22 protein-coding genes are annotated in these 25292 nt (G+C 67.2%); 13 read left to right on the top strand and 9 right to left on the bottom strand.

The features are described from left to right. Window positions 1-42 precede the first annotated feature (42 nt). The gene (locus CVV68_RS07880; RefSeq protein WP_146238853.1) at window positions 43-345 is read right to left on the bottom strand and encodes a hypothetical protein; all 303 of its coding nucleotides are present in this window, start codon (window positions 343-345) and stop codon (window positions 43-45) included. 707 nt (window positions 346-1052) lie between these two features. On the opposite strand from CVV68_RS07880, the gene CVV68_RS07875 reads away from it, so the two are divergent. The 5 genes from CVV68_RS07875 (at window position 1053) to allB (ending at window position 7219) form a co-directional block, all read left to right on the top strand. Continuing rightward, on the top strand, window positions 1053-1844 hold the full coding sequence (locus CVV68_RS07875; protein WP_110500440.1) for a hydroxypyruvate isomerase family protein: 792 nt from the start codon (window positions 1053-1055) through the stop codon (window positions 1842-1844). A gap of 34 nt (window positions 1845-1878) precedes the next feature. Continuing rightward, window positions 1879-2757: a 2-hydroxy-3-oxopropionate reductase gene (locus tag CVV68_RS07870; RefSeq protein ID WP_110500439.1), complete on the top strand. Its 879-nt coding sequence runs from the start codon at window positions 1879-1881 to the stop codon at window positions 2755-2757. A gap of 138 nt (window positions 2758-2895) precedes the next feature. Further along, window positions 2896-4686, top strand: coding sequence for a glyoxylate carboligase (gene gcl, locus CVV68_RS07865; RefSeq protein WP_110500438.1), 1791 nt, complete (start codon window positions 2896-2898; stop codon window positions 4684-4686). A gap of 9 nt (window positions 4687-4695) precedes the next feature. Further along, on the top strand, window positions 4696-5850 hold the full coding sequence (locus CVV68_RS07860; RefSeq protein WP_110500437.1) for a glycerate kinase: 1155 nt from the start codon (window positions 4696-4698) through the stop codon (window positions 5848-5850). Next, a complete protein-coding gene (allB, locus tag CVV68_RS07855) occupies window positions 5843-7219 on the top strand; it encodes an allantoinase AllB (protein ID WP_245933412.1) in 1377 nt (458 codons plus the stop codon). Before CVV68_RS07860 ends, allB begins: the two co-directional genes overlap by 8 nt. 87 nt (window positions 7220-7306) lie before the next feature. Here the strand turns inward: allB and CVV68_RS07850 are convergent, their stop codons facing one another. After that, on the bottom strand, window positions 7307-8536 hold the full coding sequence (locus CVV68_RS07850) for a PucR family transcriptional regulator (RefSeq protein ID WP_110500435.1): 1230 nt from the start codon (window positions 8534-8536) through the stop codon (window positions 7307-7309). A 236-nt stretch (window positions 8537-8772) separates the two neighbouring features. Here CVV68_RS07850 and ald point away from each other — a divergent pair, with 236 nt between their 5' ends. The 6 genes from ald (at window position 8773) to CVV68_RS24175 (ending at window position 14282) form a co-directional block, all read left to right on the top strand. Continuing rightward, window positions 8773-9885, top strand: coding sequence for an alanine dehydrogenase (gene ald, locus CVV68_RS07845; RefSeq protein ID WP_110500434.1), 1113 nt, complete (start codon window positions 8773-8775; stop codon window positions 9883-9885). Window positions 9886-10048: 163 nt separating this feature from the next. Beyond that, complete coding sequence (locus CVV68_RS07840) at window positions 10049-10840, top strand: alpha/beta fold hydrolase (protein WP_110500433.1); 792 nt, start codon at window positions 10049-10051, stop codon at window positions 10838-10840. Beyond that, complete coding sequence (locus tag CVV68_RS07835) at window positions 10837-11466, top strand: dihydrofolate reductase family protein (protein WP_110500432.1); 630 nt, start codon at window positions 10837-10839, stop codon at window positions 11464-11466. Before CVV68_RS07840 ends, CVV68_RS07835 begins: the two co-directional genes overlap by 4 nt. Before the next feature lie 155 nt (window positions 11467-11621). Next, window positions 11622-12278 (top strand): hypothetical protein, encoded by a 657-nt coding sequence (locus CVV68_RS24180; RefSeq protein ID WP_245933411.1) that lies wholly within the window; start codon window positions 11622-11624, stop codon window positions 12276-12278. A 100-nt stretch (window positions 12279-12378) separates the two neighbouring features. Next, window positions 12379-13686: an aminotransferase-like domain-containing protein gene (locus tag CVV68_RS07825; RefSeq protein WP_438502619.1), complete on the top strand. Its 1308-nt coding sequence runs from the start codon at window positions 12379-12381 to the stop codon at window positions 13684-13686. A 344-nt stretch (window positions 13687-14030) separates the two neighbouring features. After that, window positions 14031-14282: a GNAT family N-acetyltransferase gene (locus CVV68_RS24175; RefSeq protein ID WP_245933410.1), complete on the top strand. Its 252-nt coding sequence runs from the start codon at window positions 14031-14033 to the stop codon at window positions 14280-14282. 77 nt (window positions 14283-14359) lie between these two features. Here the strand turns inward: CVV68_RS24175 and CVV68_RS07815 are convergent, their stop codons facing one another. The 4 genes from CVV68_RS07815 to CVV68_RS07800 form a co-directional block, all read right to left on the bottom strand. Further along, window positions 14360-15751 (bottom strand): dihydrolipoamide acetyltransferase family protein, encoded by a 1392-nt coding sequence (locus tag CVV68_RS07815; RefSeq protein ID WP_110500431.1) that lies wholly within the window; start codon window positions 15749-15751, stop codon window positions 14360-14362. A gap of 10 nt (window positions 15752-15761) precedes the next feature. Next, window positions 15762-16736: an alpha-ketoacid dehydrogenase subunit beta gene (locus tag CVV68_RS07810; RefSeq protein ID WP_110500430.1), complete on the bottom strand. Its 975-nt coding sequence runs from the start codon at window positions 16734-16736 to the stop codon at window positions 15762-15764. Further along, window positions 16733-17848 carry a pyruvate dehydrogenase (acetyl-transferring) E1 component subunit alpha gene (gene pdhA / locus CVV68_RS07805; RefSeq protein WP_110500473.1) on the bottom strand — a complete coding sequence of 372 codons (1116 nt, stop codon included), beginning with the start codon at window positions 17846-17848 and terminating at the stop codon, window positions 16733-16735. The genes CVV68_RS07810 and pdhA overlap by 4 nt, the downstream gene beginning before the upstream one ends. Window positions 17849-18155: 307 nt before the next feature. Further along, complete coding sequence (locus CVV68_RS07800) at window positions 18156-19277, bottom strand: histidinol-phosphate transaminase (RefSeq protein WP_110500429.1); 1122 nt, start codon at window positions 19275-19277, stop codon at window positions 18156-18158. Between the two features lie 62 nt (window positions 19278-19339). On the opposite strand from CVV68_RS07800, the gene CVV68_RS07795 reads away from it, so the two are divergent. Beyond that, complete coding sequence (locus tag CVV68_RS07795) at window positions 19340-19753, top strand: phage holin family protein (protein WP_110500428.1); 414 nt, start codon at window positions 19340-19342, stop codon at window positions 19751-19753. A gap of 15 nt (window positions 19754-19768) precedes the next feature. Here CVV68_RS07795 and CVV68_RS07790 read toward each other — a convergent pair whose 3' ends face one another. Together CVV68_RS07790 and CVV68_RS07785 are read right to left on the bottom strand one after the other, a co-directional pair. After that, the gene (locus CVV68_RS07790) at window positions 19769-21331 is read right to left on the bottom strand and encodes a PGAP1-like alpha/beta domain-containing protein (RefSeq protein ID WP_110500427.1); all 1563 of its coding nucleotides are present in this window, start codon (window positions 21329-21331) and stop codon (window positions 19769-19771) included. Between the two features lie 10 nt (window positions 21332-21341). Beyond that, window positions 21342-21734, bottom strand: a complete 393-nt coding sequence (locus CVV68_RS07785; protein WP_110500426.1) for a hypothetical protein — start codon at window positions 21732-21734, stop codon at window positions 21342-21344. Window positions 21735-21966: 232 nt separating this feature from the next. Between CVV68_RS07785 and purB the strand changes: the two genes are divergently transcribed. Beyond that, window positions 21967-23409: an adenylosuccinate lyase gene (gene purB / locus CVV68_RS07780; RefSeq protein ID WP_110500425.1), complete on the top strand. Its 1443-nt coding sequence runs from the start codon at window positions 21967-21969 to the stop codon at window positions 23407-23409. A gap of 636 nt (window positions 23410-24045) precedes the next feature. Here the strand turns inward: purB and CVV68_RS07770 are convergent. After that, on the bottom strand, window positions 24046-25257 hold the full coding sequence (locus tag CVV68_RS07770; RefSeq protein WP_110500423.1) for an aminotransferase class I/II-fold pyridoxal phosphate-dependent enzyme: 1212 nt from the start codon (window positions 25255-25257) through the stop codon (window positions 24046-24048). Between the last annotated feature and the right edge of the window lie 35 nt (window positions 25258-25292).

Raw genomic sequence — 25292 nt, 5'->3', positions numbered from 1 at the left:
TGGCGAAAGTGCGGCAACGGCGGCATTTTTGGCTCTGGGCCCTCAGGACCTGCCCGTCGAGCGCGCGCTGCCGGTGCGGTAGCCGGACCAGAACGCGAGTGCCAGCAGGCCAACGACCAGGCTCGCGAAGCCTGCATATGTCCGCGGGCCAAGAAACAACACAGCGCTCGGGACGTATGCTTCTCCGGATAACGGCGCATAGGCAAACCAGCCGAATTCGCCCGTCCCGCCAGCCCCGGCCGCCATCAGGATTCCCGCCGCGATGGCGGCGAGCGCCAGGCCGGGCACAACGGCCGCCACCACCCACGAGCGTTCCGGCCTGTTCCGTTCCCCCGCAGAGTGCATGCGCGCCAGCCTAACAGCCGAGGGGCCCCGCACGTGGGCCCACGGCGGCGGGGGCCCCGCCGCAAGCTTGCGAACGGTGCGAGCCGCCGGGGACGAAGCGAGTGTTGGGAGGCCGCGACGGCGCTAACAGCGAACCCCCTTCGGGGTGCCGGCGGGCCGAAGCCATCTGCCACGGGAACAACCCGTACACCGGCGCAGTGCATGATGAAACGTCGCTTCGCACCTGCGCGGCATTCTCCGCGAATAGAGGACATGAGTCACGCTGCGCACAAGCCGCCATGAATCATGCGCAGGGCTGGACGCCCTACTTATACGCGGCTTGCGGACGCAGCGTTGCGCATGCCGGAAACCGGCTTACATTATGCGTAAGGCCTACCCTCCAACCCTGCGCAGCTTGCCTTCCTGCGCAACGCCAGGCACCACGGCTGCGCATGATGGAAGTCCCTCCCATGACTTATACGCGGCACACGGTCGCAGCGTTGCGCATGATGGTGCCTCAATGGGCGCGGAATATGCCGTGGCACACATCAAAGCCTGCCAACCCCCTTGACTCCGCGCCGCGCCATGCCTAGACTTTTCATAAAGCAGAATCTAAATTCCACATTACGAAATTCTCACAGTGAAAATATGAAGCGGTAAAAACAACCGCACTGAAACTGTGGAATGACCGCAACCGGAACGCCGACGTTCCACGGGAAGGACCCACCATGACGTACACAGTGAACTGCTCCATCCTCCTGACGGAGCTGCCCCTGCTCGAACGCCCGGCAGCCGCCAAGGCCGCGGGCTTCGATGCCGTCGAGTTCTGGTGGCCCTTCGCCTCCTCCGTCCCTGCCGACGCCGAGGTCACCGCCTTTGAGCGCGCCATCACCGACGCCGGCGTTCAGCTCACCGGTCTGAACTTCAACGCCGGGGACATGCCGGCCGGTGACCGCGGCTTGGTCTCCTGGCCCGGCCGCGAGCAGGAATTCAAGGACAACATCGACGTTGTGGCGGGGATCGGCGGCCGTCTCGGCTGCAAGGGCTTCAACGCCCTCTACGGGAACCGACAGGACGGCGCCACGCCGGAGAAACAGGACGAGGCAGCCTTGAAAAACCTCCGCGCAGCCGCCGCGGGCGTCGCCAAGATCGGCGGCACGGTGCTGCTGGAGCCGGTCTCCGGCACCCCCGCCTACCCCCTGAAGACAGCCCAGGACGCCTTGAACGTCATTGCCAAGGCCGGCGCGGACAACATCAAGCTGCTGGCCGACTTCTATCATTTGGCCGTCAACGGCGACGACGTCGCCGCCGTCATTGAAAGCCACGCCAAGGACTTCGGCCACATCCAAATTGCCGACAACCCCGGCCGCGGCGCCCCCGGCACCGGCGGGCTCCCCCTTGGCGAATGGATCGCCCGCAGCCGCGAACTGGGCTACACCGGCCACATCGGGCTTGAGTACAAGGCCGCCGCCGCGGACGCCTTCACCTGGGCCATCCGCGAACCCGCCGCCAACAACTAAGCAACCCGACAACGCTTTCCCTTAAGGACCCCTCATGAAAAACATCGCAGTCATCGGCCTCGGGATCATGGGCCTGCCCATGGCGGTCAACCTCGTCAACGCCGGGTTCATGGTCGCCGGCTTCAACCGCAGCCAGGCCGCCACCGACAAGCTCGCGGCCGCCGGCGGCCGCGGCGCCACCAGCATTGCCGACGCCGTCAAGGACGCCGACGCCGTCATCACCATGGTCCCGGACTCCCCCGACGTCGAGGCGGTGGTCAGCGGCAACGACGGCGTATTCGCCAACGCCTGCAAGGGAACCTTGTGGATTGACGCCAGCAGCATCCGCCCGGACGTGGCCAAGCGCCTCTCCGACGATGCAACGGCCGCCGGGCTGCGCCCCCTCGACGCACCCGTCTCCGGCGGGGAGCAGGGAGCCATCGACGCCGTCCTCTCCATCATGGTGGGCGGCACGGCTGGGGACTTCGCCGACGCGGCGGACATCCTTGGCGCCGTGGGCAAGACCATTGTCCATGTAGGCCCCTCCGGCTCCGGCCAGACCGTCAAGGCAGCGAACCAGCTCATTGTGGCCGTCAACATTGAAGCCCTCGCCGAAGCCATCGTCTTCCTCGAGGCCTACGGCGTGGACACCGACGCCGCGCTCAAGGTCCTCGGCGGCGGCCTGGCCGGTTCCAAGGTCCTCGAGCAGAAGGGCCAGAAGATGCTGGACCGCAACTTCGACCCCGGCTTCCGCCTGGCCCTCCACAACAAGGACCTCGGCATCGTCACCGCGGCAGCCCGCGAAGCCGGTGTCGCCGTCCCGCTCGGAGCGGCCGTTGCACAGCTGGTCGGCTCGCTCGTGGCCCAGGGCGACGGCGGCCTGGACCACTCGGGCCTGTTCAAGCAGGCTGCCGCACTTTCCGGCCGCAAGTAGCCGCCGAAACACACCCAGCCGCCCGGCCAACCGCCGGCCAGACACCCACGCAGGAACCGGCGTCGTCCGCCAAAAAGCGGCGCCGGCGCCTGCAGTACACCCAAAAACACCCCAAAAATTTCTCCCAAGGAGCACACCATGACCAAGATGCGCGCAGTTGACGCGATCGTTGCAATACTGGAAAAGGAAGGCGCCACCGAAACCTTCGGGCTGCCCGGCGCCGCCATCAACCCGCTGTACTCGGCCATGAAGGCCCACGGCGGCATTCGGCATACGCTGGCCCGCCACGTTGAAGGCGCCTCGCATATGGCCGACGGCTACAGCCGCGCCGCGGACGGCAACATCGGCGTCTGCCTGGGCACCTCCGGCCCCGCCGGGACGGACATGATCACCGGGCTGTACGCCAGCTGGGCCGACTCCGTCCCGATCCTGTGCATCACCGGCCAGGCACCGCTGGCCAAGCTGCACAAGGAAGACTTCCAGGCCGTGGACATCGAGTCCATCGCCACCCCCGTCACGAAGATGTCCATGACCGTCAAGGAGCCGGGCCAGGTTCCCGGGGCGTTCCAGAAGGCGTTCGGCCTGATGCGCTCCGGCCGTCCGGGCCCCGTGCTGCTTGACCTGCCTTTTGACGTCCAGATGGCGGAGATTGAATTCGACATTGACCTGTACGAGCCGCTGGAAGCTGCCAAGCCGAAGGCCACGCGCCAGCAGGCCGAGAAGGCCCTGGACATGCTGTTCGCGGGCAGGCACCCGCTGATCGTGGCCGGCGGCGGCATCATTAACGCCGGCGCCTCAGCCAAGCTGGTGGAACTGGCCGAGCTGCTGTCCATCCCCGTCATCCCCACCCTGATGGCCTGGGGCTCCATCCCCGACAGCCACCCGCTGATGGCCGGCATGGTCGGCATCCAGACCTCCCACCGCTACGGCAACGCCTCTTTCCTGGAGTCCGACGCCGTCATCGGCATCGGCAACCGCTGGGCGAACCGCCACACCGGCGGCCTGGACACCTACCGGAAGGGCCGCACCTTCATCCACGTGGACATCGACCCGACGCAGATCGGCCGCGTCTTCGCCCCGGACCTGGGCATCGCCTCCGACGCCGGCGCCGCGCTGGAGATCCTGCTGGACGTGGCCCGCGAGCGCAAGGCCGCCGGCACGGCACCTGACTACACGGGCTGGGCCGCAGAATGCACCGCCCGCAAGGGCACCATGCAGCGCAAGACCCACTTCGAGAACGTGCCGCTGAAGCCGCAGCGCGTCTACGAGGAAATGAACACGGCCTTCGGCGAGGACACCACCTACGTCTCCACCATCGGCCTGTCCCAGATCGCCGGCGCCCAGATGCTGCACGTCTTTGGCCCGCGCCGCTGGATCAACGCCGGCCAGGCCGGCCCGCTGGGCTGGACCGTCCCCGCCGCCCTGGGCGTGGTCCGCGGCAAGCCCGGGCAGACCGTCGTGGCGCTGTCCGGAGACTACGATTTCCAGTTCATGATCGAGGAACTGGCCGTGGGCGCGCAGTTCAAGCTGCCGTACATCCACGTGGTGGTCAACAACTCCTATCTGGGCCTGATCCGCCAGTCGCAGCGAGGCTTCGACATGGACTTCGAGGTGTCGCTGGCGTTTGAGAACATCAACTCGACTGATTCTTCTGCCACTGCAGCGGGCTACGGCGTGGACCACGTCAAGGTGGCCGAGGGCCTGGGCTGCAAGGCCATCCGCGTGGAGCGCCCCGAGGAATTCCCGGCCGCCTTTGCCAAGGCGAAGGAAATGATGGAGGAATTCCAGGTTCCCGTGATCGTCGAGGCCATTCTGGAGCGCGTGACCAACATTTCCATGGGCTCGGAGCTGGACAACATGACCGAGTTCGAGGGCCTGGCCGAATCCTCCGCCGACGCCCCCACCGCCATCCTGGCCCTGCAGGGTTAGGCACCTGCCATGCGCGTCATCCTGGCCCCGGACAAGTTCAAGGGGTCCCTGTCCGCACCCGAGGCGGCCCGGCACCTGGCCGCGGGGATCCGCTCCGCCAACCCGGCGCTGGAGATCGAACTGGTCCCGCTGGGCGACGGCGGCGAGGGCACCGTAGATGCTGCCGTCGCCGCCGGGTTCACCCGGGTCACCGCGTCGGTGGAGGGGCCCACCGGTGGGCCGGTTGACGCGGACTTCGCCGTCCAGGGAACCCGCGCAGTCATCGAGATGGCGGCCGCATCCGGCCTGCACGTGCTCGACGGCGGCACCCTGGTTCCGCTCACGGCGTCCAGTTTTGGCACGGGCCAGCTGGTCCGCGCCGCCCTGGACAAGGGCTGCACCGACATTGTCCTCGGGGTGGGCGGCAGTGCCTGTACGGACGGCGGCGCCGGCATGCTGGCAGCCCTGGGCGCGAAGCTCCTGGACTCCCGGGAGCGGCCCGTAGCCCCCGGCGGCGCGGCCCTGGCCACAGTGTCCCGGATTGTCCTGGAAACCTTGGACCCACGGCTGGCCGGCACCCGGTTCACCCTGGCCAGCGACGTGGACAATCCGCTGCTGGGCCCGGATGGCACTGCGGCCGTGTTTGGGCCCCAAAAGGGTGCCACGAGCGCCCAGGTCGACCAGCTCGAGGACGCCCTGGAGCGCTACTTCCGGGTGCTGTCCAACGAACTCGGCATGCAGTCGGTGGACGCCAGCAACCACCCGGGCGCCGGGGCCGCCGGCGGCACCGGTTACGCGGCCCTGGCCGTGCTGAACGCCGTGCGCCGTCCTGGCATCGACGTCGTCATGGAGCTGACACAGCTCTCGGAAAAGCTGCAGGGCGCGGACGTGGTCATCACCGGTGAAGGCAGCCTGGACCGCCAGAGCCTGCGCGGCAAGGCCCCCCTGGGGGTCGCCGCCGCGGCGGAAATGGCAGGGGTCCGGGTGCTGGCGGTCTGCGGGCGCACCACACTCGATGACGCCACACTTCGCGACGCCGGGTTCGCCCGGACGTTCGCCCTCGCCGAGCTGGAACCGGACATCTCCCGCTGCATGAGCCATGCGGGGGAGCTGTTGGAACGGATTGGTGCAACCATTGGAATGGAACTGGCTGCGGCCCTGGAAGAGGAGATTTCCCTTGTCTAAAGCAACACCGTCTGACACGAACACCTTTGACCTTGTCATCCGCGGCGCGCGCGTCCTCACCCCAGCCGGCTCCGCCGCGCACGAGGTGGGCATCAACGCCGGAGTGATTGCCGCCGTCGAGCCCCTCGGCACCGGATTGGCGGGCCGGGAGACCATCGAGCTGGGCCCGGAGGAAACACTGCTGCCGGGGCTCGTGGACAGCCACGTCCACATCAACGAGCCCGGCCGCACCGATTGGGAGGGCTTCGCCTCGGCCACCCGTGCCGCGGCGGCGGGCGGCGTCACCACCGTGGTGGACATGCCGCTGAACAGCATCCCGCCGACGACGACGGTCCCCCACCTTGAGCTCAAGCGCGAGGCCGCCGCCGGCCAGACGTTCGTGAACGTCGGCTTCTGGGGTGGCGCCATCCCGGGCAACACCGCGGACCTGCGCCCCCTGCACGAAGAGGGCGTCTTCGGCTTCAAATGCTTCCTCATCCATTCAGGCGTGGACGAATTCCCGCATCTGGAGTCCGAGGAGATGGAACGCGATCTGGCCGAGATCGGCTCCTTCGGTTCCCTGCTCATCGTCCATGCCGAGGATTCCCGGACCATCGAGGAGATCACGGCCGTGCCCGGTCGGCACTACTCGGACTTCCTGGCCTCGCGTCCGCGCGCCGCCGAGAACGCGGCCATTGCCCGGGTCATTGACGCGGCCCGGCGCACCGGCGCCCGCGCCCACATCCTGCATCTGTCCTCCGCCGAGGGCCTGCCGCTCATCGCCGCTGCCAAGGCCGAGGGCCTTCGGATCACCGTGGAGACGTGCCCGCACTACCTGACCCTGCAGGCCGAGGACATCCCGGACGGCGCCACCGCCTACAAGTGCTGCCCTCCGATCCGCGAGGCCGGCAACCGGGAACTGCTCTGGCAGGGCCTGGAGGACGGCACCATTGACTGCATCGTCTCCGACCACTCCCCCAGCACCCTTGACCTGAAGGACCTGGCCAACGGCGACTTCGCCGTGGCCTGGGGCGGGGTGTCCTCGCTCCAGCTGGGTCTGCCGCTGATCTGGACCGAAGCCCGCAAGCGCGGCATCCCGCTGGAAAAAGTGGTGGGCTGGATGTCCTCCGCCCCGGCGGATCTCGTTGGCCTTTCCGGCAAGGGACGGCTGGCCGTGGGCGCCGACGCCGACTTCTCCATCTTCGCCGCCGACGAGGCGCAGGTGGTGGACGCGACCCAGCTCTTGCACAAGAACGCCATCACCCCGTACGACGGCGCATCCCTGACCGGGGTGGTCCGGCGCACCTTCCTGGCCGGTGCCGAGATCGACGGCGTCACGCCGACGGGCAGGCTGCTGCGCCACGCTGTCCACGAGGGGTCGCGTGCCTGAGCTGGTGGACAAACTGTGTTGCAGTTGTTGGACCGAAATCGCGGTTTTTCGGCGTTTTTCGTCCAACAACTGCAATATAGATTCAGCTCAGAGGCGCGGCCGGCCCGCCCAGCGCGCCGCTTTCAGGGCCAGGTGCAGTTCCAGCCGGACACGGCCGGCCAGCGGATCGGCACCGATGATCCCACGCACCCGCGAGAGCCGGTTGTAGACGGTGGAGCGGTGCAGGTGCAGCTGCCCGGCGATCCCGGCCACGGCACCGTCGCTGTCATACATGAGCTCCAGCACGGGAAAGAGCTCGGCGGCGTCGTCCCGGTCACGCAGCAGCCGGTAGTACACGCTGTCGTCCGGGTCGGCCGCGCCGCCGGCAAGGACCTCGTACACGCCGGCGCCGCGAACGTCGAGAATGGCTCCCAGCCCGGGATCCACGGCGGTCGCCTGCGCCGCAATCCGCGACTCCCGGCACGCCGCGGGCAGCTGTCGCAGCGAGCTGAATGGCTCGCCAATGCCCATCACCGCGTTCGATGCCGGGGCCCCCGTCCGCTTCGACAGCTCAGCCGCGTAGCGCGCCAGGACGTCGGCGTGGGCGGTGCGGCGCTGCACGGCCCGGAACAACATCACGGTGTGCGTGCCGAGCCCGGCGCTGAACAGCGCGTCGTCGACGCCCACGCTCGCCTGCAGCCCGGCGCTGCGGTGGACCAGCACCGCGGCCAGGGGATCCCGGGCGGTTCGCCGATCGGGATCCGGCGCGGGGCCCGGACCTGGTGCCGAATACACCGTTGCCGCCTGCCATGGCCCGCGCTGGCGGACTTTGGGCCACTCGGAAATGACATCGATGGCGTGCCTGTCACCGTCGACGGCGGCGAGGAACTGCTGTTCGCGGGCGCGGCGCTGGCTTGACTCGGCAGTGTTGGAGTCGAGCAGGAGCGTGGCCAGGAGCTCCACCGAATCCCGCACGTGGGGCAGCTGGGCGAGGATCGCCGTCGCACTTTGATCCTGGGAATCCTGCTGGACCCAGAGGTAGCCGACGCGGAAGCCGCGGACCAGCAGCGGCACGCACACCCGGCCCAGCATGCCCAGCGCCGCATTGGCGGGCACCACCACGGGCCGGACCGCCGCTGCGATGCCATGCGACAGCTGCCACGCGCTGACGTCCGCGGGGACCCGCTTGCTTAACAGGAAGTTCACGCGCACCCGGTCGGCATGCGACTGGTTGGCGCTGTAGGCCAGCAGCAGCCCGTCCAGGTCCTCCAGGGAGAGCCCGCGGCCCAGTTCGACGGCGAGTTGCTCGACGAGGTCTTCGATCTCCTGGTTCCGCATGGATTCAGGGTACGTCCCCGGACAGACAGCAAGCGACACTTGGCCCGGTGCGGCTCGACATTTGTCGAAAGAGCGGGCGAAAAAGGCCCGGAATTGCGAGGTGGCGCCCCGCTTCCCTCCCACGGGACCATGAGCTGTCCCACATTCCGACCATAGGGTGGAACGTATCAGATGCGCGTTCCGGGCGCAGCAACGGCAGCGTCCCACCAGCTCCGCACGAACAGAAGGAAAATATCATGATCATCGGCGTTCCCAAGGAGATCAAGAACAACGAGTTCCGCGTGGCCATAACGGCCTCCGGCGTGCACGAGTTCATCCAGCACGGCCACACCGTGCTGGTCGAGCGGGGGGCGGGCCTGGGCTCGAGCATCGCGGATGAGGAATACGCGGGCGCCGGTGCCGAGCTGGTGACGGACGCGGCCGAGGTGTGGGGCCGGGCCGACATGGTGGTTAAGGTCAAGGAACCCATCAGCACCGAATACTCCCACTTCCGCAAGGGCCTGGTGCTGTTCACCTACCTGCACCTGGCCGCCGAGCCGGAGCTGACCCGTGCTCTCCTGGACAGCGGCGTGACTGCAATTGCCTACGAGACGGTGCAGATGGGCCGTACCCTGCCCCTGCTGGCCCCCATGTCCGAGGTGGCCGGGCGCCTGTCCGTGCAGGTTGGCGCCCAGTGCCTGACGGCACCTGCCGGCGGCAAGGGAATTCTGCTGGGCGGCGTTCCCGGCGTCCGGCCTGCCAACGTCGTGATCCTGGGCGCGGGGGTGTCCGGCACCAACGCTGCAGCCATGGCCATTGGCGCCGGGGCGGACGTGACCATCCTGGACATCAACATCAGCCGCCTGCAGGAACTGGACGCCCTCTACCAGGGGCGCCTCAAAACCGTGGCGTCGAACACCCTGGAAATTGAGCGATCACTGCTGGGGGCAGACCTGGTCATTGGCTCGGTCCTGATTCCCGGGGCCAAGGCGCCCAAGCTCGTCACCAACGCGCTCGTGGCCAAGATGAAGCCCGGCTCCGTGCTGGTGGATATCGCCGTGGATCAGGGCGGCTGCTTTGAGGACACCCACCCGACCACCCATGAGAACCCCACATTCATGGTCCACAACTCCGTGTTCTACTGCGTGGCCAACATGCCCGGCGCCGTCCCCAACACTTCCACCTATGCCCTGACGAACGTGACCCTGCGCTACGCCGTGGCCCTGGCCAACAAGGGCGTGGCTGCGGCACTCGAAGCCGATTCCGCACTGGCGGCCGGCCTGAACGTGGCCGGCGGACAGGTGGCCCACCACTCGGTCTCCAGCGCCCATGGCCTGCCCCTGGCGCAGGACTGGCGGCAGCTGGTCTAGGGTCTCCCGGCCGGTCCGGGCGGGCGGGCGAGACGCGCTCGGCAGGGCGAGACGCGCCCGCCGGGGCCCGCCCGGACCGGCAAGGCACCCGCATCTTAAAAAGTTCTGGACGGCACGCCCGCATCCGCGTAGCGTGCCGTCTAGAACTCTCTAGGAGGCACGCATGAGCAGCTTTGCCACTTCCCGCGACGGGACGCGCATCGCCTACGACATCGAAGGATCGGGTCCGCCCGTCATCCTGGTGGCGGGGGCAATGCAGTTCCGCGGCTTCGACCCCACCACGGTGGCCATGGCAGGCCTGCTGGCAGCTCGCGGCTTTTCCGTGCTCAACTATGACCGGAGGGGCCGCGGCGAAAGCATGGAGGCGCCGTCGTTCACGCTCGCGGACACCATTGACGACCTCCGCGCGCTCAGCGCAGTGGCGGGTGGGCCGGTGGCCCTGTACGGAAATTCCTCCGGGGGCGCCATAGCGCTGGCGGCCGCGGCGGCAGGGCTGGACGTTTCAGCCCTGGTGCTGTGGGAGGTTCCGCTGCGGGAGGAGCTGGGCAACGACGGCGCCGATTTCCTGGACGGGCTGCGGGCCAGGATCGCGTCCGGGGATGCCGACGGAACCATTGCCTATTTCATGAAGGACATGCCGCCTCAATGGCTGGAGGGAGCCCGGAACGGCCCCGGCTGGCCGGTCATGACATCCATGGGCCCGTCCCTGGAGGCCGATTCCGAGTCACTTGCCTGGACCCAGTCCGCCCCGCGCGCCGAATTGTGGGCGTCCATTGAGGCGCCGACGCTGGCCCTGGTGGGCGAGCAGACGCTGCCGATCATGCCTCCGGCCGCCGAGTCCATTGCAGCGAACGTGCCCCACGCCCGCAAGGAGACGCTGCCGGCCGCCAACCACAGCTGGGACCCTGAGGTCATGGCCGCCCGCATCGCCGAGTTTCTGGCCCGCCTGCCATGACCATGGTCAACTGCGACATCGGGCTTTCACTGGACGGATTCGTGGCCGGTCCCCATCAAAGCCTGGAACATCCCATGGGTGAAGGGGCGGACACGATCCTGCACACCTGGATGTTTGACCAGCCCGACGCCAATGCGCCCGAGATGGCGGCCATCACCGATGCCGGGGCCTTCATCATGGGCCGGAACATGTTCGGACCCGTTCGCGGTCCGTGGGAAACCTGGGATGTCGAAGGAAAGGGACCGTGGCGCGGCTGGTGGGGCGGGAACCCGCCCTACCACGCACCGGTCATTGTCCTCAGCCACCATGCCCGGGACCCGCTGGTGATGGAGGGCGGCACCACGTTTTCGTTTGTCACGGACGGCATTGAGGCAGCACTGGAGCAGGCCCGCACCGCCGCCGGGGGCCTGGACGTGGCCGTTGCCGGCGGGGCCGCGACGGTCAACCAGTTCCTGGCCGCGGGCCTGATTGACGAGCTGCGGCTGCACCTGGCGCCGGTGGTCCTCGGCTCCGGCGAGCGGTTGTTTGCCGGGCTGCCCCGCTTGGAATTTGTTCAAGTTGGCGCCCGCGCCACGGAACTGGTCACGCACCTGACATACCGCCGCGCGTCCGTGATTGGCCGGTGACCGGGGGACACCCCACCGTGACCGCCGCGCAATGACATTGCGCTTCGGCTCCCCTTCGGCCATTTCCCTGCGCCCTGCGCAGCGGTCCGTCTACGCTGGAATCACGCGGACCATCCGGCCCGCGGCCACGTGGGGGACCACCCGGGGAGGACGCCATGTTTGCCATTCGGAGGTACCCGGTTCTGGTTCTGGCAGCCTGTGCCGCCTTGGCGCTCGGGGGCTGTTCCGGAGGAACGACGGCGGCACGCAGCACTGCGCCCACGGTGACCCCGGGTGCCACTCCCCCGGGCACCACCACCGGTGGCACCGCCCAGGCCGCCCAGCCGTCAACCCAGGAGGGCAGCCCAAGCCAGGCTCCGGCGTCGTCCGCACAGCCTGCAGCGGGCGATGACCCGACAGTCATGCCGGTCACGGCCTCCCCCACCCTGTTTTACATTGCCCAGGGCGACGCGGGCGTCTCCGGGCCAACCGTCGGCTGCGGCGACAGCGCCGTGGCCGTGACCGGCGCCGCCATCAGCTTCACCGACCCGGTGGAGGGCGCGCTGCGGACGCTGTTGGCGGACCACTCGCAGCAGCTTGGGCAGTCCGGCCTGGACAATGCGCTGTGGCAGTCCAGCCTGGAAGTACTGTCCGTGGACCGCGCCGGGAGCGTCATCACGGCACACCTGGCGGGCACGCTGAAGCTGGGCGGGGAGTGCGACATCCCGCGCGTTGAGCAGCAGCTGCTCCTCACGGCGGAGAAGGCGGCTGGCGCACCGGTGGCCATCACCATCAACGGAAAAACGTTGAGCTCGGCCTTGAGTCTCAAATGAGGCCCTGTTTGAAAAACCTTTGATGCCTATTTAGCAACATTGGTTGTATCCTGACACCGTGAACACTCCAGACTCCGGCGCCAAAGCTGCCGCCAACACCGTGCCCGAAGAAACACAGTCCCAGGAAACACTGTCCGAGGAAGCCGTGGACGCACTGGCCCGGGCAGGCTCTGCCGCCCAGGCGGCACCCCAGTCCGGCCACCGCCACGATGCCCTTCTCTCGGCCCGAGCCGCGAACATCAAGCAGTCCGCGGTGCGTGACGTGTTTGAGATTTCCATGCAGCCTGGGCTCGTTTCGCTGGCGGGCGGCAACCCGTACCTGCAGTCGCTGCCGCTGGATCGGCTGGGCGCCACGGCGGCCAAAATCATTGCCGAACATGGGCTGGAGGCGCTGCAGTACGGTGGCGGCCAGGGCACGCTGGAGCTGCGCACGCAGATATGCGAGGTGATGGCGGCCGAAGGCATCCTCGATGCGGATCCGGACAACGTGGTCATCACGGCCGGCTCCCAGTCCGCCCAGGACGTTGCCGCGAAGGTGTTTTGCAACCCCGGCGACGTCATCCTGCTCGAGGACCCCACCTACGTCGGCGCACTGAACACCTTCGAGGCCTACGAGGTGGACGTCCAGCCGGTGTCCGGCGACGAACACGGGATCATTCCTTCCCTGCTGCGGGAGCGAATCGCCGCACTGCAGGCCGAGGGCAAGCGCATCAAGCTGCTGTACACAATCCCGAACTTCAACAATCCGTCCGGGGTGATGCTGGCCCCGGAACGCCGGCAGGAAATCGTGGACATCTGCCGCGAGGCGAATATTCTGGTGCTGGAGGACAACCCCTACGGCCTGTTGAAGTTCGACGGCGTCCTGCCGGCCCCCCTGCGCGCGGCCAACCCCGAGGACGTGCTGTATCTGGGATCGTTCTCCAAGATCTTTGCGCCCGGGCTGCGCATCGGCTGGGCCCTGGTGCCGGCGCACCTGAAACAGCGCTACTACCTGGCCAGCGAGGCCGTCACACTGTGCCCGCCCACGTTCAACCAGCTGCTGGTCAGCGACTATCTGCGCAACTACAACTGGTTGGGCCAGGTCGCCACCTACCGCAGCCTGTACCGGGAACGATGCATGGCCCTGTTGGAAGCGCTTGACGAGTTCATGCCCGAGGGTGTCTCGTGGACGACGCCGGAGGGCGGCTTCTTTGTGTGGCTCACCCTGCCGGAGGGGATCGACACGTACCCGTTGCTGTACAAGGGCATCGATGCGGGCGTGGTGTTTGTGCCCGGCGCCGCCTTCTCCGCGGCCCGGGGCCCCAGCAACAAACTGCGCCTGGCGTTCAGCGCGGTCCCGCCATCCGAGCTCCGCGAGGGCGTCAGGCGCCTTGCACCGGTGCTGGCGGACGCCATCGGCGCGAACTAGCCAGCCCGCGCCTCGGGCGGCGGTAGGAGCCGGCCGCCATCCTGCGGCCGCCGCCTGCGCGTTCCGGTACGATGCTTCAATGGCCTCCCTGGAACGTCCCGACACGAAGTACCACTCCTCCTGGTTGGAGGCCGCCCTTGAATTCGACGGTGCCCACAGGGATGGCGGCGGCGGCGAGGACTGACCGCTGGACCAGCTGAAGGATCCCGGGGACTTTGGCCGCTTTGTGGACGGGCTAGTTGCCGAGGCACTGCCGGACAGCCCCCGGAAACCGGGGTACGTGCCGTGCACCTACCTGTGGATCGCTGACGGCGGCACCGTGCTCGGTTCGCTCGCCATCCGGCATGTGCTCAACGACTTCCTGCTCAACGCGGGCGGACACATCGGCTACAGCGTGCGTCCTTCCGCGCGCCGGCGCGGTCACGCGGCAAAAGGCCCTGCAGGATGCCCTCCCTATCGCACGGCAGCTCGGCATTGACCGGGCCCTGGTCACCTGCGACGAGGACAACACCGCCTCCCGTGCCACCATCGAGGGGAACGGCGGCGTGCACGAGGACAGCCGCGACGGCAAGCGCCGCTACTGGATCAACACGTGACGGTCAGCGGCGGACCAGAATTTGCATACATTCCGCGAATTGCCACGGATTTTTGCAGTTACTGATACACAATTAGCTCAGTCCAGCAGCAGTGCCGGTTCCTCCATGATCGCCGCGACGTCGGCCATGAAGCGGGCGGAGAGGTCCCCGTCCACGACGCGGTGGTCGAACGATCCGCCCAGCGTGGTGACCCAGCGCGGAACAACTTCCCCGTCGACCACCCACGGTTTTTGCTTGATGGTTCCGAACGCCACAATCGCCACCTCGCCCGGATTGATGATCGGCGTGCCGGTGTCAATGCCCAGGGCCCCGATGTTGGTCACTGTCAGGGAGCCGCCCGCCATGTCCGCCGGCTGCGTCTTGCCCGCCCGCGCCGTGGTGGCGAGCTCGTTCAATGCAATCGCCAGTTCCTTCAGGGACAGGTCCTGCGCGTCCTTGATGTTCGGCACCATAAGCCCACGCGGAGTGGCTGCGGCGATGCCCAGGTTCATGAAGTGCTTGACGATGATCTCATCCCCCGTCCACGTCGCATTGACGGAGGGATTGCGCGCCGCCGCCCAAATGACGGCCTTCGCGAGGATCAGCAAGGGGGAGACCTTGATGCCCTCAAAGTCGCGCGAGGCCTTGAGCCGCTTCACAAATTCCATGGTGCGCGACGCGTCAACGTCCACAAAGATGCTCACATGCGGGGCCGAGAAGGCACTCTCCACCATGGCCTTGGCGGTGGCCTTGCGCACGCCCTTGACCTTGATGCGCTCCACCCGGGGGTCCCCGGCCAGCCCGGAACCGGCGGCCGGCGCCCAGAACGCGCCGGTGCCGTCCCGGCCGGCCGTGCGCTGGTCCTGATGGCTGAGCAGGTCCTTCTTCGTGACCTCGCCCCGCGGGCCCGTAGGGGAAACGTCCGCAAGGTCGATGCCCAGGTCCTTGGCGGCCTTGCGCACCGGAGGCTTGGCCAGGACCCGGCTGGCCTTGGCCGCAGTGCCGCCGCCGGTGATGTTCGACGCCGGAACCTGGGCGGGTGCCGATGCCGCCGCAGGTGCGGGGCCGGCAGCGGGCGGTGCCGCTGCGGGCACCGCGTGCGCCACCACAGCGGTGCCCGATCCCGCGCGCGGGCGGCGCTTGACGGCGTCGGCCTTGGGACCGGAGCCGACCAGGGGCTTCATGTCCTGCGCTTCGGGGTCGGGCCCGGCGGGGGCAGCCGTCGGAGCCGCGGGAGCTGCGGGCGCGTCGGAGCCAATGGCGATGATGGGCGTGCCCACCTCGACCGTGTCGCCCTCGGCGACCATCAGCTGGGCCACCATGCCGGCGTAGGGAGAGGGCAGCTCCACGATGGACTTGGCTGTTTCAATTTCCACGATGACGTCATTGACGGCCACGGTGTCGCCCAACCGGACTTTCCAGGAGACGATTTCGGCCTCGGTGAGGCCCTCGCCGACGTCGGGCAGCGTGAAAAGGGACAGCTCTGACATGTGGGCCTTCCTAGTATGCGAAGGCGCGGTCCAACGCCTCCAGCATGCGGTCAATGTCCGGGAGGTAGTGCTCTTCGACGCGGGCCACCGGGTACGGCATGTGGAAGCCGCCCACGCGGATGGCGGGGGCCTCGAGGGAGTAAAAGCAGCGTTCGCTGATGCGCGAGGCAATTTCGCCGCCAATGCCGCCAAAGGTCGGCGCCTCGTGGGCCACGATGAGCCGGCCGGTCTTGGTGACGGACGCCTCGACCGTGTCAAAGTCGATGGGCGAGATGGAGCGCAGGTCGATGACCTCCACGCTGTGTCCGTCGTCGGCAGCGGCGTTGGCAGCGGCCAGTGCCACCGGCACGAGGGGGCCGTACGCAACGATGGTGGCGTCGGTGCCCTCGCGAACCACGTGGGCCGTGAAGGGATTCCCCGGGGAGTTTTCCGTGTCCACCTCACCCTTGAGCCAGTAGCGGCGCTTGGGCTCAAAGACGATGACGGGATCCTTGCACGCAACAGCCTGCTGGATCATCCAGTAGGCATCGTTCGCGTTGGACGGGGTGATGATGCGCAGCCCCGCCGTGTGGGCGAACAACGCCTCCGGGGATTCGGAGTGGTGCTCGATCGAGCCGATGCCGCCGCCATAGGGAATGCGGATGACCACCGGGGCGCTGAGCTGGCCGTCGGAACGGGTGTGGATCTTGGCCAGCTGCGTGGTGATCTGGTTGAACCCGGGAAACACGAAGCCGTCGAACTGGATTTCGCAGACCGGCCGGTGCCCGCGCAGCGCCATGCCGATCGCGGTGCCGATGATGCCGGACTCGGCCAGCGGCGTGTCCATGACCCTGTGCCCGCCAAATTCCGCCTGCAGGCCCTCCGTGACGCGGTAGACGCCGCCCAGGGCACCGATGTCCTCGCCCATGAGGAAGCTTTTGGGGTCGTTGGCCAGGGTGGCGCGCAGGCCTTCGTTGATCGCCTTGGCAATGGTCATTGTGCTCATGCGGCACCGCCCTGCGTTGTGGACGCCTGCGTGTCCGCATCGGCAAAGGATGCCTCGTAATTTTCAAACCAGGCCAGTTCCTCGGCCACCAGCGGGTGGGCCTCGGCGTAGACGGTGGCAAACTTTTGCCGGATGTCCGCCCCGCCCAGGGCCAGCGTCGCCTGGCGCACATGGGCAGCCAGCTCGTCGTCGTCGTTCTTTACCTGGTCGAAGAAGGCGTCATCGGCCAGGTCCGCGGCGCGCAGGTACGTTTCCAGGCGCGCCAGCGGATCCTTCGCCTTCCACGACTCCTCCTCCGCGTTCAGGCGGTACTTGGTGGGGTCGTCGGCCGTGGTGTGCGCGCCGACCCGGTACGTTGAAGCCTCGATCAGGACCGGGCCGCGGCCGTCGCGGGCATGCTCGAGCGCCCACTGGGTCACCGCATACACCGCCAGGACGTCGTTGCCGTCCACGCGGATGCCGGGGAAGCCGTAGCCGCCGGCGCGGTTGACCAGCGGAATTTTGGACTGGACTTCAAAGGGCACGGAGATGGCCCAGTTGTTGTTTTGGCAGAAGAACACCACCGGTGCGTTGTAGGAGGCGGCGAACACCATGGATTCGTGGACGTCGCCCTCACTGCTGGCCCCGTCCCCAAAATAAGCCACGACGGCGGCCGGCTCGGTCGCGGGATCGGCCACCAGGTCACGCTGGATGCCCATGGCGTAGCCCACTGCGTGCAGCGTTTGGGCGGCCAGCACCAGGGTGTACAGGTGGAAATTCTTTTCGCGGGGGTCCCAGCCGCCGTTGGAAACGCCGCGGAACAGGGCGAGCAGGTCCGCCAGGTCCAGGCCGCGGGTCAGGGCGACGCCGTGCTCACGGTAGGTCGGGAAGGCGTAGTCGGCCGGGCGCATGGCTCGGCCGGAGCCAATTTGGGCGGCCTCCTGGCCGACGACGGGAACCCACAGGGCCAGCTCGCCCTGGCGCTGCAGCGCCGTGGCCTCCGCGTCGAAGCGGCGCACGGTGGCCATGTCAGCGTAAAAGCCGCGCAGGGTTTCCGCGTCGAGGGCGTCGATGTACGGACTGAACGTGCCGTCCGCGTGGCGCGTTCCGCCGGCGTCAAGGAGTTGGACCATGTCCTCCTCGCCCACCCCGTTGGCCTGCAGCACGCCTGTGGAAGCGCCGGCGTACCGGCCCGTTTGAGCCTCGCCGGTGCGTTCGGTGCCGTCGCCGGAAGGCCGCGTGCCGGTGGCAGATTGCTGGGCAGAGCCCATACCGTCTCCTCGTTTGCCGGGCCGCAGCAGTTCCGCAAGGACCCGCTGCGCCGGCTCGTTGGTGTCGATATATGCCTCAACGGGAATGCATTCCGTCATGTGCATATATTTCCATTTTCGATTTTCAACTGTATCGGTACAGTCAGGCTTTTCATGCCTTTGTTAATCGCTAGGAACGCCGTGGCGCTTTTGTATAGGACGCACAGATCTCCAGGAACCGCGTGTTGGCCTCAACCTCACCGATGCTGACCCGGACACCTTCGGCGCCAAACGCCCGCACGGACAAGGCATGACTGTCAGCGAGGGCGGCAAATTCGGGAGTGTCGGGGCCAAGGTTGAGCCACACAAAGTTGCCCTGCGCCTCCGGAATGTCCCAGCCAAGCGCCTTCAGGCCCGCGGTGACCCGGTCGCGTTCGTCCACCAGGCTTTGTACCCTTTCCACAACCTGGCCGTAATTTTCCAAGGACGCAACGGCAGCCTGCTCGGCGATGCCGGAGACGGCAAACGGAGTGGCGGCGGAGCGAAGATATGCGGTGATGTCCGGGCCGGACACCGAGTAGCCCACCCGCAAACCGGCCAGCCCGTGGGCCTTGGAGAAGGTACGCAACACCACCACGTTGGGGTACTTGCGGTACATGGCGATGCCGTCCACGGCGTCGGCTGCACGGACGAATTCCTGGTACGCCTCATCGATGACAATGACAACGTCGGAGCGCACCTGCCTGATGAATTCTTCCGTCTCGGCGGTCCGCAGCACCGGACCGGTGGGATTGTTGGGCGTGCACAGCAACACCACCCTGGTGTTTTTGGTGACCGCCGCCGCCATCGCCGGAAGATCGTGCGTGCCGTCGGCGCGCACCGGCACCTGGACGCTTTGCGCGCCGGCCAGGCCCACGCAGATGGGGTAGGCCTCGAAGGAACGCCACGCGTAGAGAACCTCGTCGAGAGTGCCGTCGTCGTTCGCTCCGGCAAACGCCGCCAGGATCTGGTTCAGTGCCCCCAGGGAACCGGCGCCCGTGACGACGTCGTCGGCCGGTATGTCCAGGAACGTGCCTAGTGCATGGCGCAAGGCGGTGCAGCTGGTGTCCGGGTAGCGGTGCACCTCCAGCCCCCCGCGCAGGAGGTCCAGGACCGCTGGAACCGGGCCGAGCGGGTTCTCGTTGGATGAGAGCTTGAAGCTATCCAGCCCGGGTATCGTCAGCGGCGGCTTGCCCGCCGCATATTTGGGCAGCCGGCCCACCACGGGACGGGGGCGGACACCGGGCTGCTGGGCGTGGCTGTTCAAGGTCATGCCCCTAGCCTAATTCAGCGCGGGGGCTGCCAGCGGAACGCGGTCTGTGAAAGCATGGCAGCATGAAGAGAATTGTGTTGCAGGTGCTTGTCAATGCTGTTGCCCTGTGGATTGCGGGCTGGATTCTTCCCGGCATGGCAGTGACGGCCACCGGCACCAGCGGTCTGGAAACGTCCAACGCAACGCTCAACACGGTGCTGGCCTTCATTTTCATCGGCCTGGTTTTCGGTGTTGTCAACGCCCTGGTGAAGCCGGTCGTGAAGGTGCTGGCGCTCCCCGTCACCATCTTGACGCTGGGACTGTTCACCATCATCATCAATGCGGCCATGCTGTGGCTGACCTCGTGGCTGAGTTCCTACACACCGGTGCACTTCACCATTGACCACTTCTTCTGGACGGCCATCCTCGCGGCCCTGATCATCAGCGTTGTCTCGATGCTGATGAGCGGGCTGACCAGGTCGCGCGTACGCCAGTAGCCGGCCCCGTCCGCATCACCGGTATCCCGGCGACGTGCTTTCCTTCTTCGTCGGGGGCTTGGGCTTTGCGGGCTTCGGGTCATTGACGTCGCGGCCCTGGTAGAGTGTCCGGGCCACGCGCATGGCCCCGACACTCCCCACGCCGGCACCCATGAACTTTGCCGCTGCGTCCCGTGCGCCCTTGATGCCAGGGTCATCGCTGCGCTCAAGCGCTGCGGCGTCATCAATGTAGTTGCCCAGGTCATGGGCGTCCTTGATGGTACCGATCGGCCCCACGCCTTCGGTGGCGCCGGGCCGGTGGGATGTCACCGTCACCCAGTTCGCTGAGTCCGGCGGCGGGCCGTAGTCCAACGCGGGGACGATGTCGTTTTCGTTTTCAAGGTCAAGTACGTCGATGCCGGGTGCAACAGGCTGGTTCTTGGCGGGGGCTCCGGCAATGATGATCATCTTAACATTGACCTGGGCCAGGAAAGCCGGGCTTGCAGCGGCTGCGGCCGCGTGAATGCCCCCTCCGCTGTGGCCGGTGATCATCACATCCTCTGTGGGGAGCGCGCCTGCGTCTTGGAGTGCCTGTTTCATCATCTCCTGCACCACAATTTGTTGCTGCTTGAACTGGGCCTGCTGCATGGAAGTCATGCCTTCCAGGTCCCCTTCGAGGTCCCACGGATTTTCGCTGTCCACCTGTGACCAGTCCTCGGTGCCCGGCAAATGCACAATCCAGGCATGAGAGCCGCCGGCCCGTTCCAGGCGGTCAACAATGATGGAACCGGGAGGGTACGTGTAGGCATCCTGGCTTCCGGCCAGCAGACCTGCCACCTGCGGACCCACCTCCATCTCCACGGCTTCGGAAGGGTCCGGGACTGCGTGGCCCGGGCGCCAGTCCCCGGCCTGTGCGTTCCACTCACCGGCCGGAACTTTTCTCATTTCGAGGTGTCCCGGTTTGGACAGTCCGGCCCAGTCAAAGAACTTTCGGGCGCCATTTGCCGCCGCGGTTCCAGCTCCTGCCTGATCCGGGAGTCCGGCATGCGTCAAAAGATAGAAGAGGCCCAATCCGGGCCCCAGCACGCCGGCCGCGTAGCCGCCGCCCTTGTTCAAGAGGTCCTCCGTGGCGTCGCGCAGGCCATATTCCCGGGCATGTGACCAGGTGGCGGCAGTGTCACCCCAGAATTTGAATGCGGAGAAGGGGCCGAGCGTCCAGGTTTGGATTCCCGCCGCGAGTGCCCCCAGCCGGGCCTTCTGGGCTGCCGCGGCAGCGTTGTGCGCCTCGGCGGCGTCGTAGTTTTTGGCGGCATCGGCTGTTCGGCGTGCGAGGTCTGCGACCTCGGCCTGACCGCGCATGGACGACCATACGCACGCCCTCATGGCGTCAAGCGCGGCATAGGGGTGGTTGGGGGCGTTGGCCGTGGCCGAGCCCAGCAACCCCCATTCGGACTGCAGTCGGTCCACCAGCGGTTCCAGGCGGGATGCCACGCGGCCAAGCCGGGCACCGGCCGCGGAAACCTCGCCCAGAACGTAGCGCACGGACCCAACGCCGCCGGTGGTGGTAAACGATGTCCCGGGTTCGTGGTCCTGTGTCATGGCAGCTCTCCTAGCCTTGTGCTCCCGAGCCGGGTCCAGCACCAAAATCCGCCCCGGGGAGCGGAACGAACACCGGGCCCGGGCGGAGTGTGGCTTCAGCGCGCAGGCTGGCCGCATAGGCGACAACTGCCATTGCGGCGGCTTGTACATCCTGCACCACGGCAGCCAAGGCGGTGGTGCGTTCGGCCAGCCGGTCCTGAAAGGCGTCCGCAGCGGCGGACTGCCATTCGGTGGCGTGCAGGCTGGCAAGTTCGCGCCGCAGCTCATCAATTTCCTGGGCGATTTCCCACACCCGCTGCCCGACGACGTCCACGTCGTCCGGCGACGGCCCCGCCGGAACCTGGGGTGCCAGCTGCGCCGACCCGCTGACCTGCCCAGCCAGTCCGGTCATTGAGTTGCCCATGCGGTGTTTTCCTTCCTCATCCTCCGACACTAAGCACCGCCAAATGCCGACGCCATGCCCCCGCCGCGGATCGGGGACAAGGCGTTGGCTGACCCGCGCTGTGCAGGAAGCAGTGCGACCGACGGGCGGTTCAGGCCTCACCCCGCGGCCGAGCAGCCCGGCCGCCGCTGCGGCCACATTGCAACAGGGACACACTGGACGAAGAATCGGCGGTTCATGAAAGAATTGGGCCATGTCTGATTCCGCCCCCGCCCTTGCCCATATCCCTTCCGGCCGCCTGTCCCTGGCCGCCTCCCCAGATCGCATCGCCTTGGGCCCGCTCGACGGACGCTACGCAGCAGCCGTGGCGCCGCTGGTGGACTACCTCTCCGAGGCAGCACTGAACCGCGACCGCGTGGGTGTTGAGGTGGAGTGGTTCATTCACCTCACCAGCAACAACGTGCTGCCCGGCGCGGAGCCGTTGACCGCCGAACAGCAGGCCGGGCTGCGCAGCATCGTCACCGAATTTGATGCCGATTCCATCACCGAACTGGCAGAGATTGAAAGGGTCACCTTCCACGACGTCAAGGCCGTGGAATACTTCATCGGCAACCGCCTGGCCGCCCTGGGTCTGGAGCGCCTCAAGCCCCTGGTCCACTTTGGCTGCACCAGCGAGGACATCAACAACCTCTCCTACGCCGTCGGCATCAAGGGCGCTGTGGAGGACGTCTGGCTCCCGGCAGCCCGGGCCCTCGTGGCCAGGATCGCGGCAATGGCGCAGGAAAACCGCGCCGTGCCAATGTTGTCCCGCACGCACGGCCAGCCAGCCACGCCCACCACGCTGGGCAAGGAACTGGCCGTCACGGCCCATCGCCTGACCCGCCAGCTGGACCGCATCGCCAACACCGAATTCCTGGGCAAGATCAACGGCGCCACCGGCACTTACTCTGCCCATTACGCGTCCGTTCCGTCCGCCAACTGGCAGGATGTCGCCCGCGGCTTCGTGGAGTCCCTGGGGCTGGCTTGGAACCCGCTGACCACGCAAATCGAGTCGCATGATTGGCAGGCTGAACTTTACGCCGACATGGCCCGCTTCAACCGCATCCTGCATAATCTGTGCACAGACGTGTGGAGCTACATCTCGATCGGCTACTTTGCCCAGGTCCCCGTGCCGGGCGCCACCGGCTCTTCCACCATGCCGCACAAGGTCAACCCCATCCGTTTCGAAAACGCCGAGGCGAACCTGGAGATCTCCAACGCCCTTCTGGACACCCTGGGCGCCACTCTGGTGACCAGCCGCTGGCAGCGCGACCTCACCGACTCCTCCAGCCAGCGCAACATCAGCGTCGCCTTCGGCCACTCCCTGCTGGCCATCAACAACGTTCTCGGCGGCCTGGGCCGGCTGGACACGGCCGAGGCCGTGCTCGCCGAAGATCTGGACCACAACTGGGAGGTGCTGGCCGAGGCCATCCAGATGGTCATGCGCGCCGAGGCCGTCGCCGGGGTTCCCGGCATGGAAGACCCCTACGAGCGCCTGAAGGACCTGACCCGTGGCCACCGCGTGGACGGCGCCCGCATGCAGGAATTTGTCTCCGGTCTGGGCCTGTCCGACGGCGCCAGGGACCGCCTGCTGGCCCTGACCCCGGGCACGTACATCGGCATCGCCGAGTCCCTGGTGGATCACCTGCAAAAGTAGTTACGGCGGTACCCGGTTTGCGCTTGAAGCGCAGCTTGGGTGCCGCTGATCATCAAACCAGTGAAGCCCGTCTCAGTATCTGCGATCCAGCCAGTCCTCGAAACGTTCTGCCGTCGGGTCGCGCCGCCAAGACCACAAATCGCAAGGTTGCGTGGATCCTTTTCTGACACCGAGACAATCCGGTGCTCCCAGGGGAATTCCACAATCGGCGCAGCGTTCTTGTCTCCCAGAAGGACTCATTGGCCACGACACCCCACTGGAGGAGCTGCGTGTCACCATGGATGCCCAACTGCTGTAACCGGGGACCAAGATTGGTGGCACGCGGAGCATTAGTCTCCCGGAATACAAGGGTCATGGCGAAACCCGCCGGCTCCAACATGGGCACGACTCGAACCAGGAAGCACACCAGGCACTCGTTGTAAAAAGGGGTCGCAAGCGAATTCGGCAGCTGCCAAAACTGCCGATCCACCTCACCTTCCGCGGTTCCGTCATCGTTGGGGTCGCTAAATTCATCCATGGGTTTTCCTTTCCATGGAACAACAATGGCAACGCAGGGGCGCCTGCAAAAGGGCATGGCACCGTTTTGTGGAACACGCGCCCCACTCCCCCATCTGTGGAGGAATAAGCGCGCAGTCCTCACACGGTCTGGGGCGTCTGGAAGGCGACGATCCGTTCCAGGCCCTCGCGGACGGCGTCATACCCGGCCGCGAAACTGAGCCTGACCGTGGCCCGGCCACCTACGGCGTCGAAGTCCTGGCCGGGCACCACCGCCACACCGGCTCCCTCCAGCAGCGCCGAACAGTAGGCGGCCGAGCCGGCAAAGCCGTCCATGGCCGCACCAAGGTTCGCGTACAAGTAGAACGCCCCGTCGGCCGGGGCGGCATCGGCCCAGCCCAGCCGTTCCAGGTTCGCCAGCACGTAGGCGCGAGTGCGGGCGAATTCCGCCACGGCCGCATCCGCCTCGGCATACGATTCCTTGCTGAACGCCTCCACGGCCGCCATCTGGGCCGGGGCCGGCGGGCACAGCGCCACGTTCCCGGCGAGCGCGTCGACCACTCCGATGAGGTCGTCCGGCACCAGGGCCCACCCCAGCCGCCATCCCGTCATGCCCCAGTACTTGGAAAAACTGGAGATCACGACGCCGGACCGGTGCAGTTCCCACGCACACACCCCTTGGGGATCCGATGAACCCGCGGCCGGATAGGTGATCCCGTGGTAAATTTCGTCGCTGACGAGCCGCGCCGAATTATCCACGCACCATCGGGTCAGTGCCGAAAGCTCGTCCCGCGAGACCATCGTGCCCGTCGGATTGGCCGGGGAGGCGAGTACCAGCCCGGCCAGCGGACCGTGTGTCCGGACGGCCGCGTCGAGCAGTTCAGGTGTGGGCTGGAAACGGGTGTTCGGGCCGCAGTCCAGCTCCACCACCTCGACCCCGAGAGCTCGCAGGATGTTCTTGTAGGCGGGATAGCCCGGCCGGGCCAGCGCCACGCGGTCGCCGGCATTGAAGGCTGAGAGGAACGTCAGCAGGAACGCGCCGGAGGACCCCGTGGTCACTGCCACGTTTCGGGCCGGAATGTCGAGTCCGTACCAGCGCCGGTAGTGCCCGGCGATGGCCTCCCGGAGTTCGGCGATGCCCAGCGCGGGAGTGTAGGTCAGCGGGGTTCCGGCCGCGTGGATGGCAGCGGCCGCGGCGGAGACCCCCGACGGCGCACCACCTCCCGGCTCCCCGGCACACAGCGAAATGACATCGCGCCCTGCGGCGCGCATCTGCGAAACGCGGCCCAGGATGTCCATGACTTGGAACGGCGGCACCTGTGCCCGGGCGGCGACGGTGAGTGGACGGGACATGGCGGGCTCCTGGCGGCAAACAATGACTGTGCGGC

This window comes from Arthrobacter livingstonensis, assembly GCF_003219815.1.
Lineage (GTDB): Bacteria > Actinomycetota > Actinomycetes > Actinomycetales > Micrococcaceae > Specibacter > Specibacter livingstonensis.
Note: the sequence above shows the minus strand (reverse complement) of the source record. Positions and strands in the feature narration are given on the sequence as shown.

Bases quoted from the DNA above. Each gene is read 5' to 3' on its own strand.
- CVV68_RS07880 (WP_146238853.1), bottom strand. From the start codon at position 345: ATGCACTCTGCGGGGGAACGGAACAGGCCGGAACGCTCGTGGGTGGTG.
- CVV68_RS07875 (WP_110500440.1), top strand. From the start codon at position 1,053: ATGACGTACACAGTGAACTGCTCCATCCTCCTGACGGAGCTGCCCCTG.
- CVV68_RS07870 (WP_110500439.1), top strand. From the start codon at position 1,879: ATGAAAAACATCGCAGTCATCGGCCTCGGGATCATGGGCCTGCCCATG.
- gcl (WP_110500438.1), top strand. From the start codon at position 2,896: ATGACCAAGATGCGCGCAGTTGACGCGATCGTTGCAATACTGGAAAAG.
- CVV68_RS07860 (WP_110500437.1), top strand. From the start codon at position 4,696: ATGCGCGTCATCCTGGCCCCGGACAAGTTCAAGGGGTCCCTGTCCGCA.
- CVV68_RS07850 (WP_110500435.1), bottom strand. From the start codon at position 8,536: ATGCGGAACCAGGAGATCGAAGACCTCGTCGAGCAACTCGCCGTCGAA.
- ald (WP_110500434.1), top strand. From the start codon at position 8,773: ATGATCATCGGCGTTCCCAAGGAGATCAAGAACAACGAGTTCCGCGTG.
- CVV68_RS07840 (WP_110500433.1), top strand. From the start codon at position 10,049: ATGAGCAGCTTTGCCACTTCCCGCGACGGGACGCGCATCGCCTACGAC.
- CVV68_RS07835 (WP_110500432.1), top strand. From the start codon at position 10,837: ATGACCATGGTCAACTGCGACATCGGGCTTTCACTGGACGGATTCGTG.
- CVV68_RS24180 (WP_245933411.1), top strand. From the start codon at position 11,622: ATGTTTGCCATTCGGAGGTACCCGGTTCTGGTTCTGGCAGCCTGTGCC.
- CVV68_RS24175 (WP_245933410.1), top strand. From the start codon at position 14,031: ATGTGCTCAACGACTTCCTGCTCAACGCGGGCGGACACATCGGCTACA.
- CVV68_RS07815 (WP_110500431.1), bottom strand. From the start codon at position 15,751: ATGTCAGAGCTGTCCCTTTTCACGCTGCCCGACGTCGGCGAGGGCCTC.
- CVV68_RS07810 (WP_110500430.1), bottom strand. From the start codon at position 16,736: ATGAGCACAATGACCATTGCCAAGGCGATCAACGAAGGCCTGCGCGCC.
- pdhA (WP_110500473.1), bottom strand. From the start codon at position 17,848: ATGGTCCAACTCCTTGACGCCGGCGGAACGCGCCACGCGGACGGCACG.
- CVV68_RS07800 (WP_110500429.1), bottom strand. From the start codon at position 19,277: ATGACCTTGAACAGCCACGCCCAGCAGCCCGGTGTCCGCCCCCGTCCC.
- CVV68_RS07795 (WP_110500428.1), top strand. From the start codon at position 19,340: ATGAAGAGAATTGTGTTGCAGGTGCTTGTCAATGCTGTTGCCCTGTGG.
- CVV68_RS07790 (WP_110500427.1), bottom strand. From the start codon at position 21,331: ATGACACAGGACCACGAACCCGGGACATCGTTTACCACCACCGGCGGC.
- CVV68_RS07785 (WP_110500426.1), bottom strand. From the start codon at position 21,734: ATGGGCAACTCAATGACCGGACTGGCTGGGCAGGTCAGCGGGTCGGCG.
- purB (WP_110500425.1), top strand. From the start codon at position 21,967: ATGTCTGATTCCGCCCCCGCCCTTGCCCATATCCCTTCCGGCCGCCTG.
- CVV68_RS07770 (WP_110500423.1), bottom strand. From the start codon at position 25,257: ATGTCCCGTCCACTCACCGTCGCCGCCCGGGCACAGGTGCCGCCGTTC.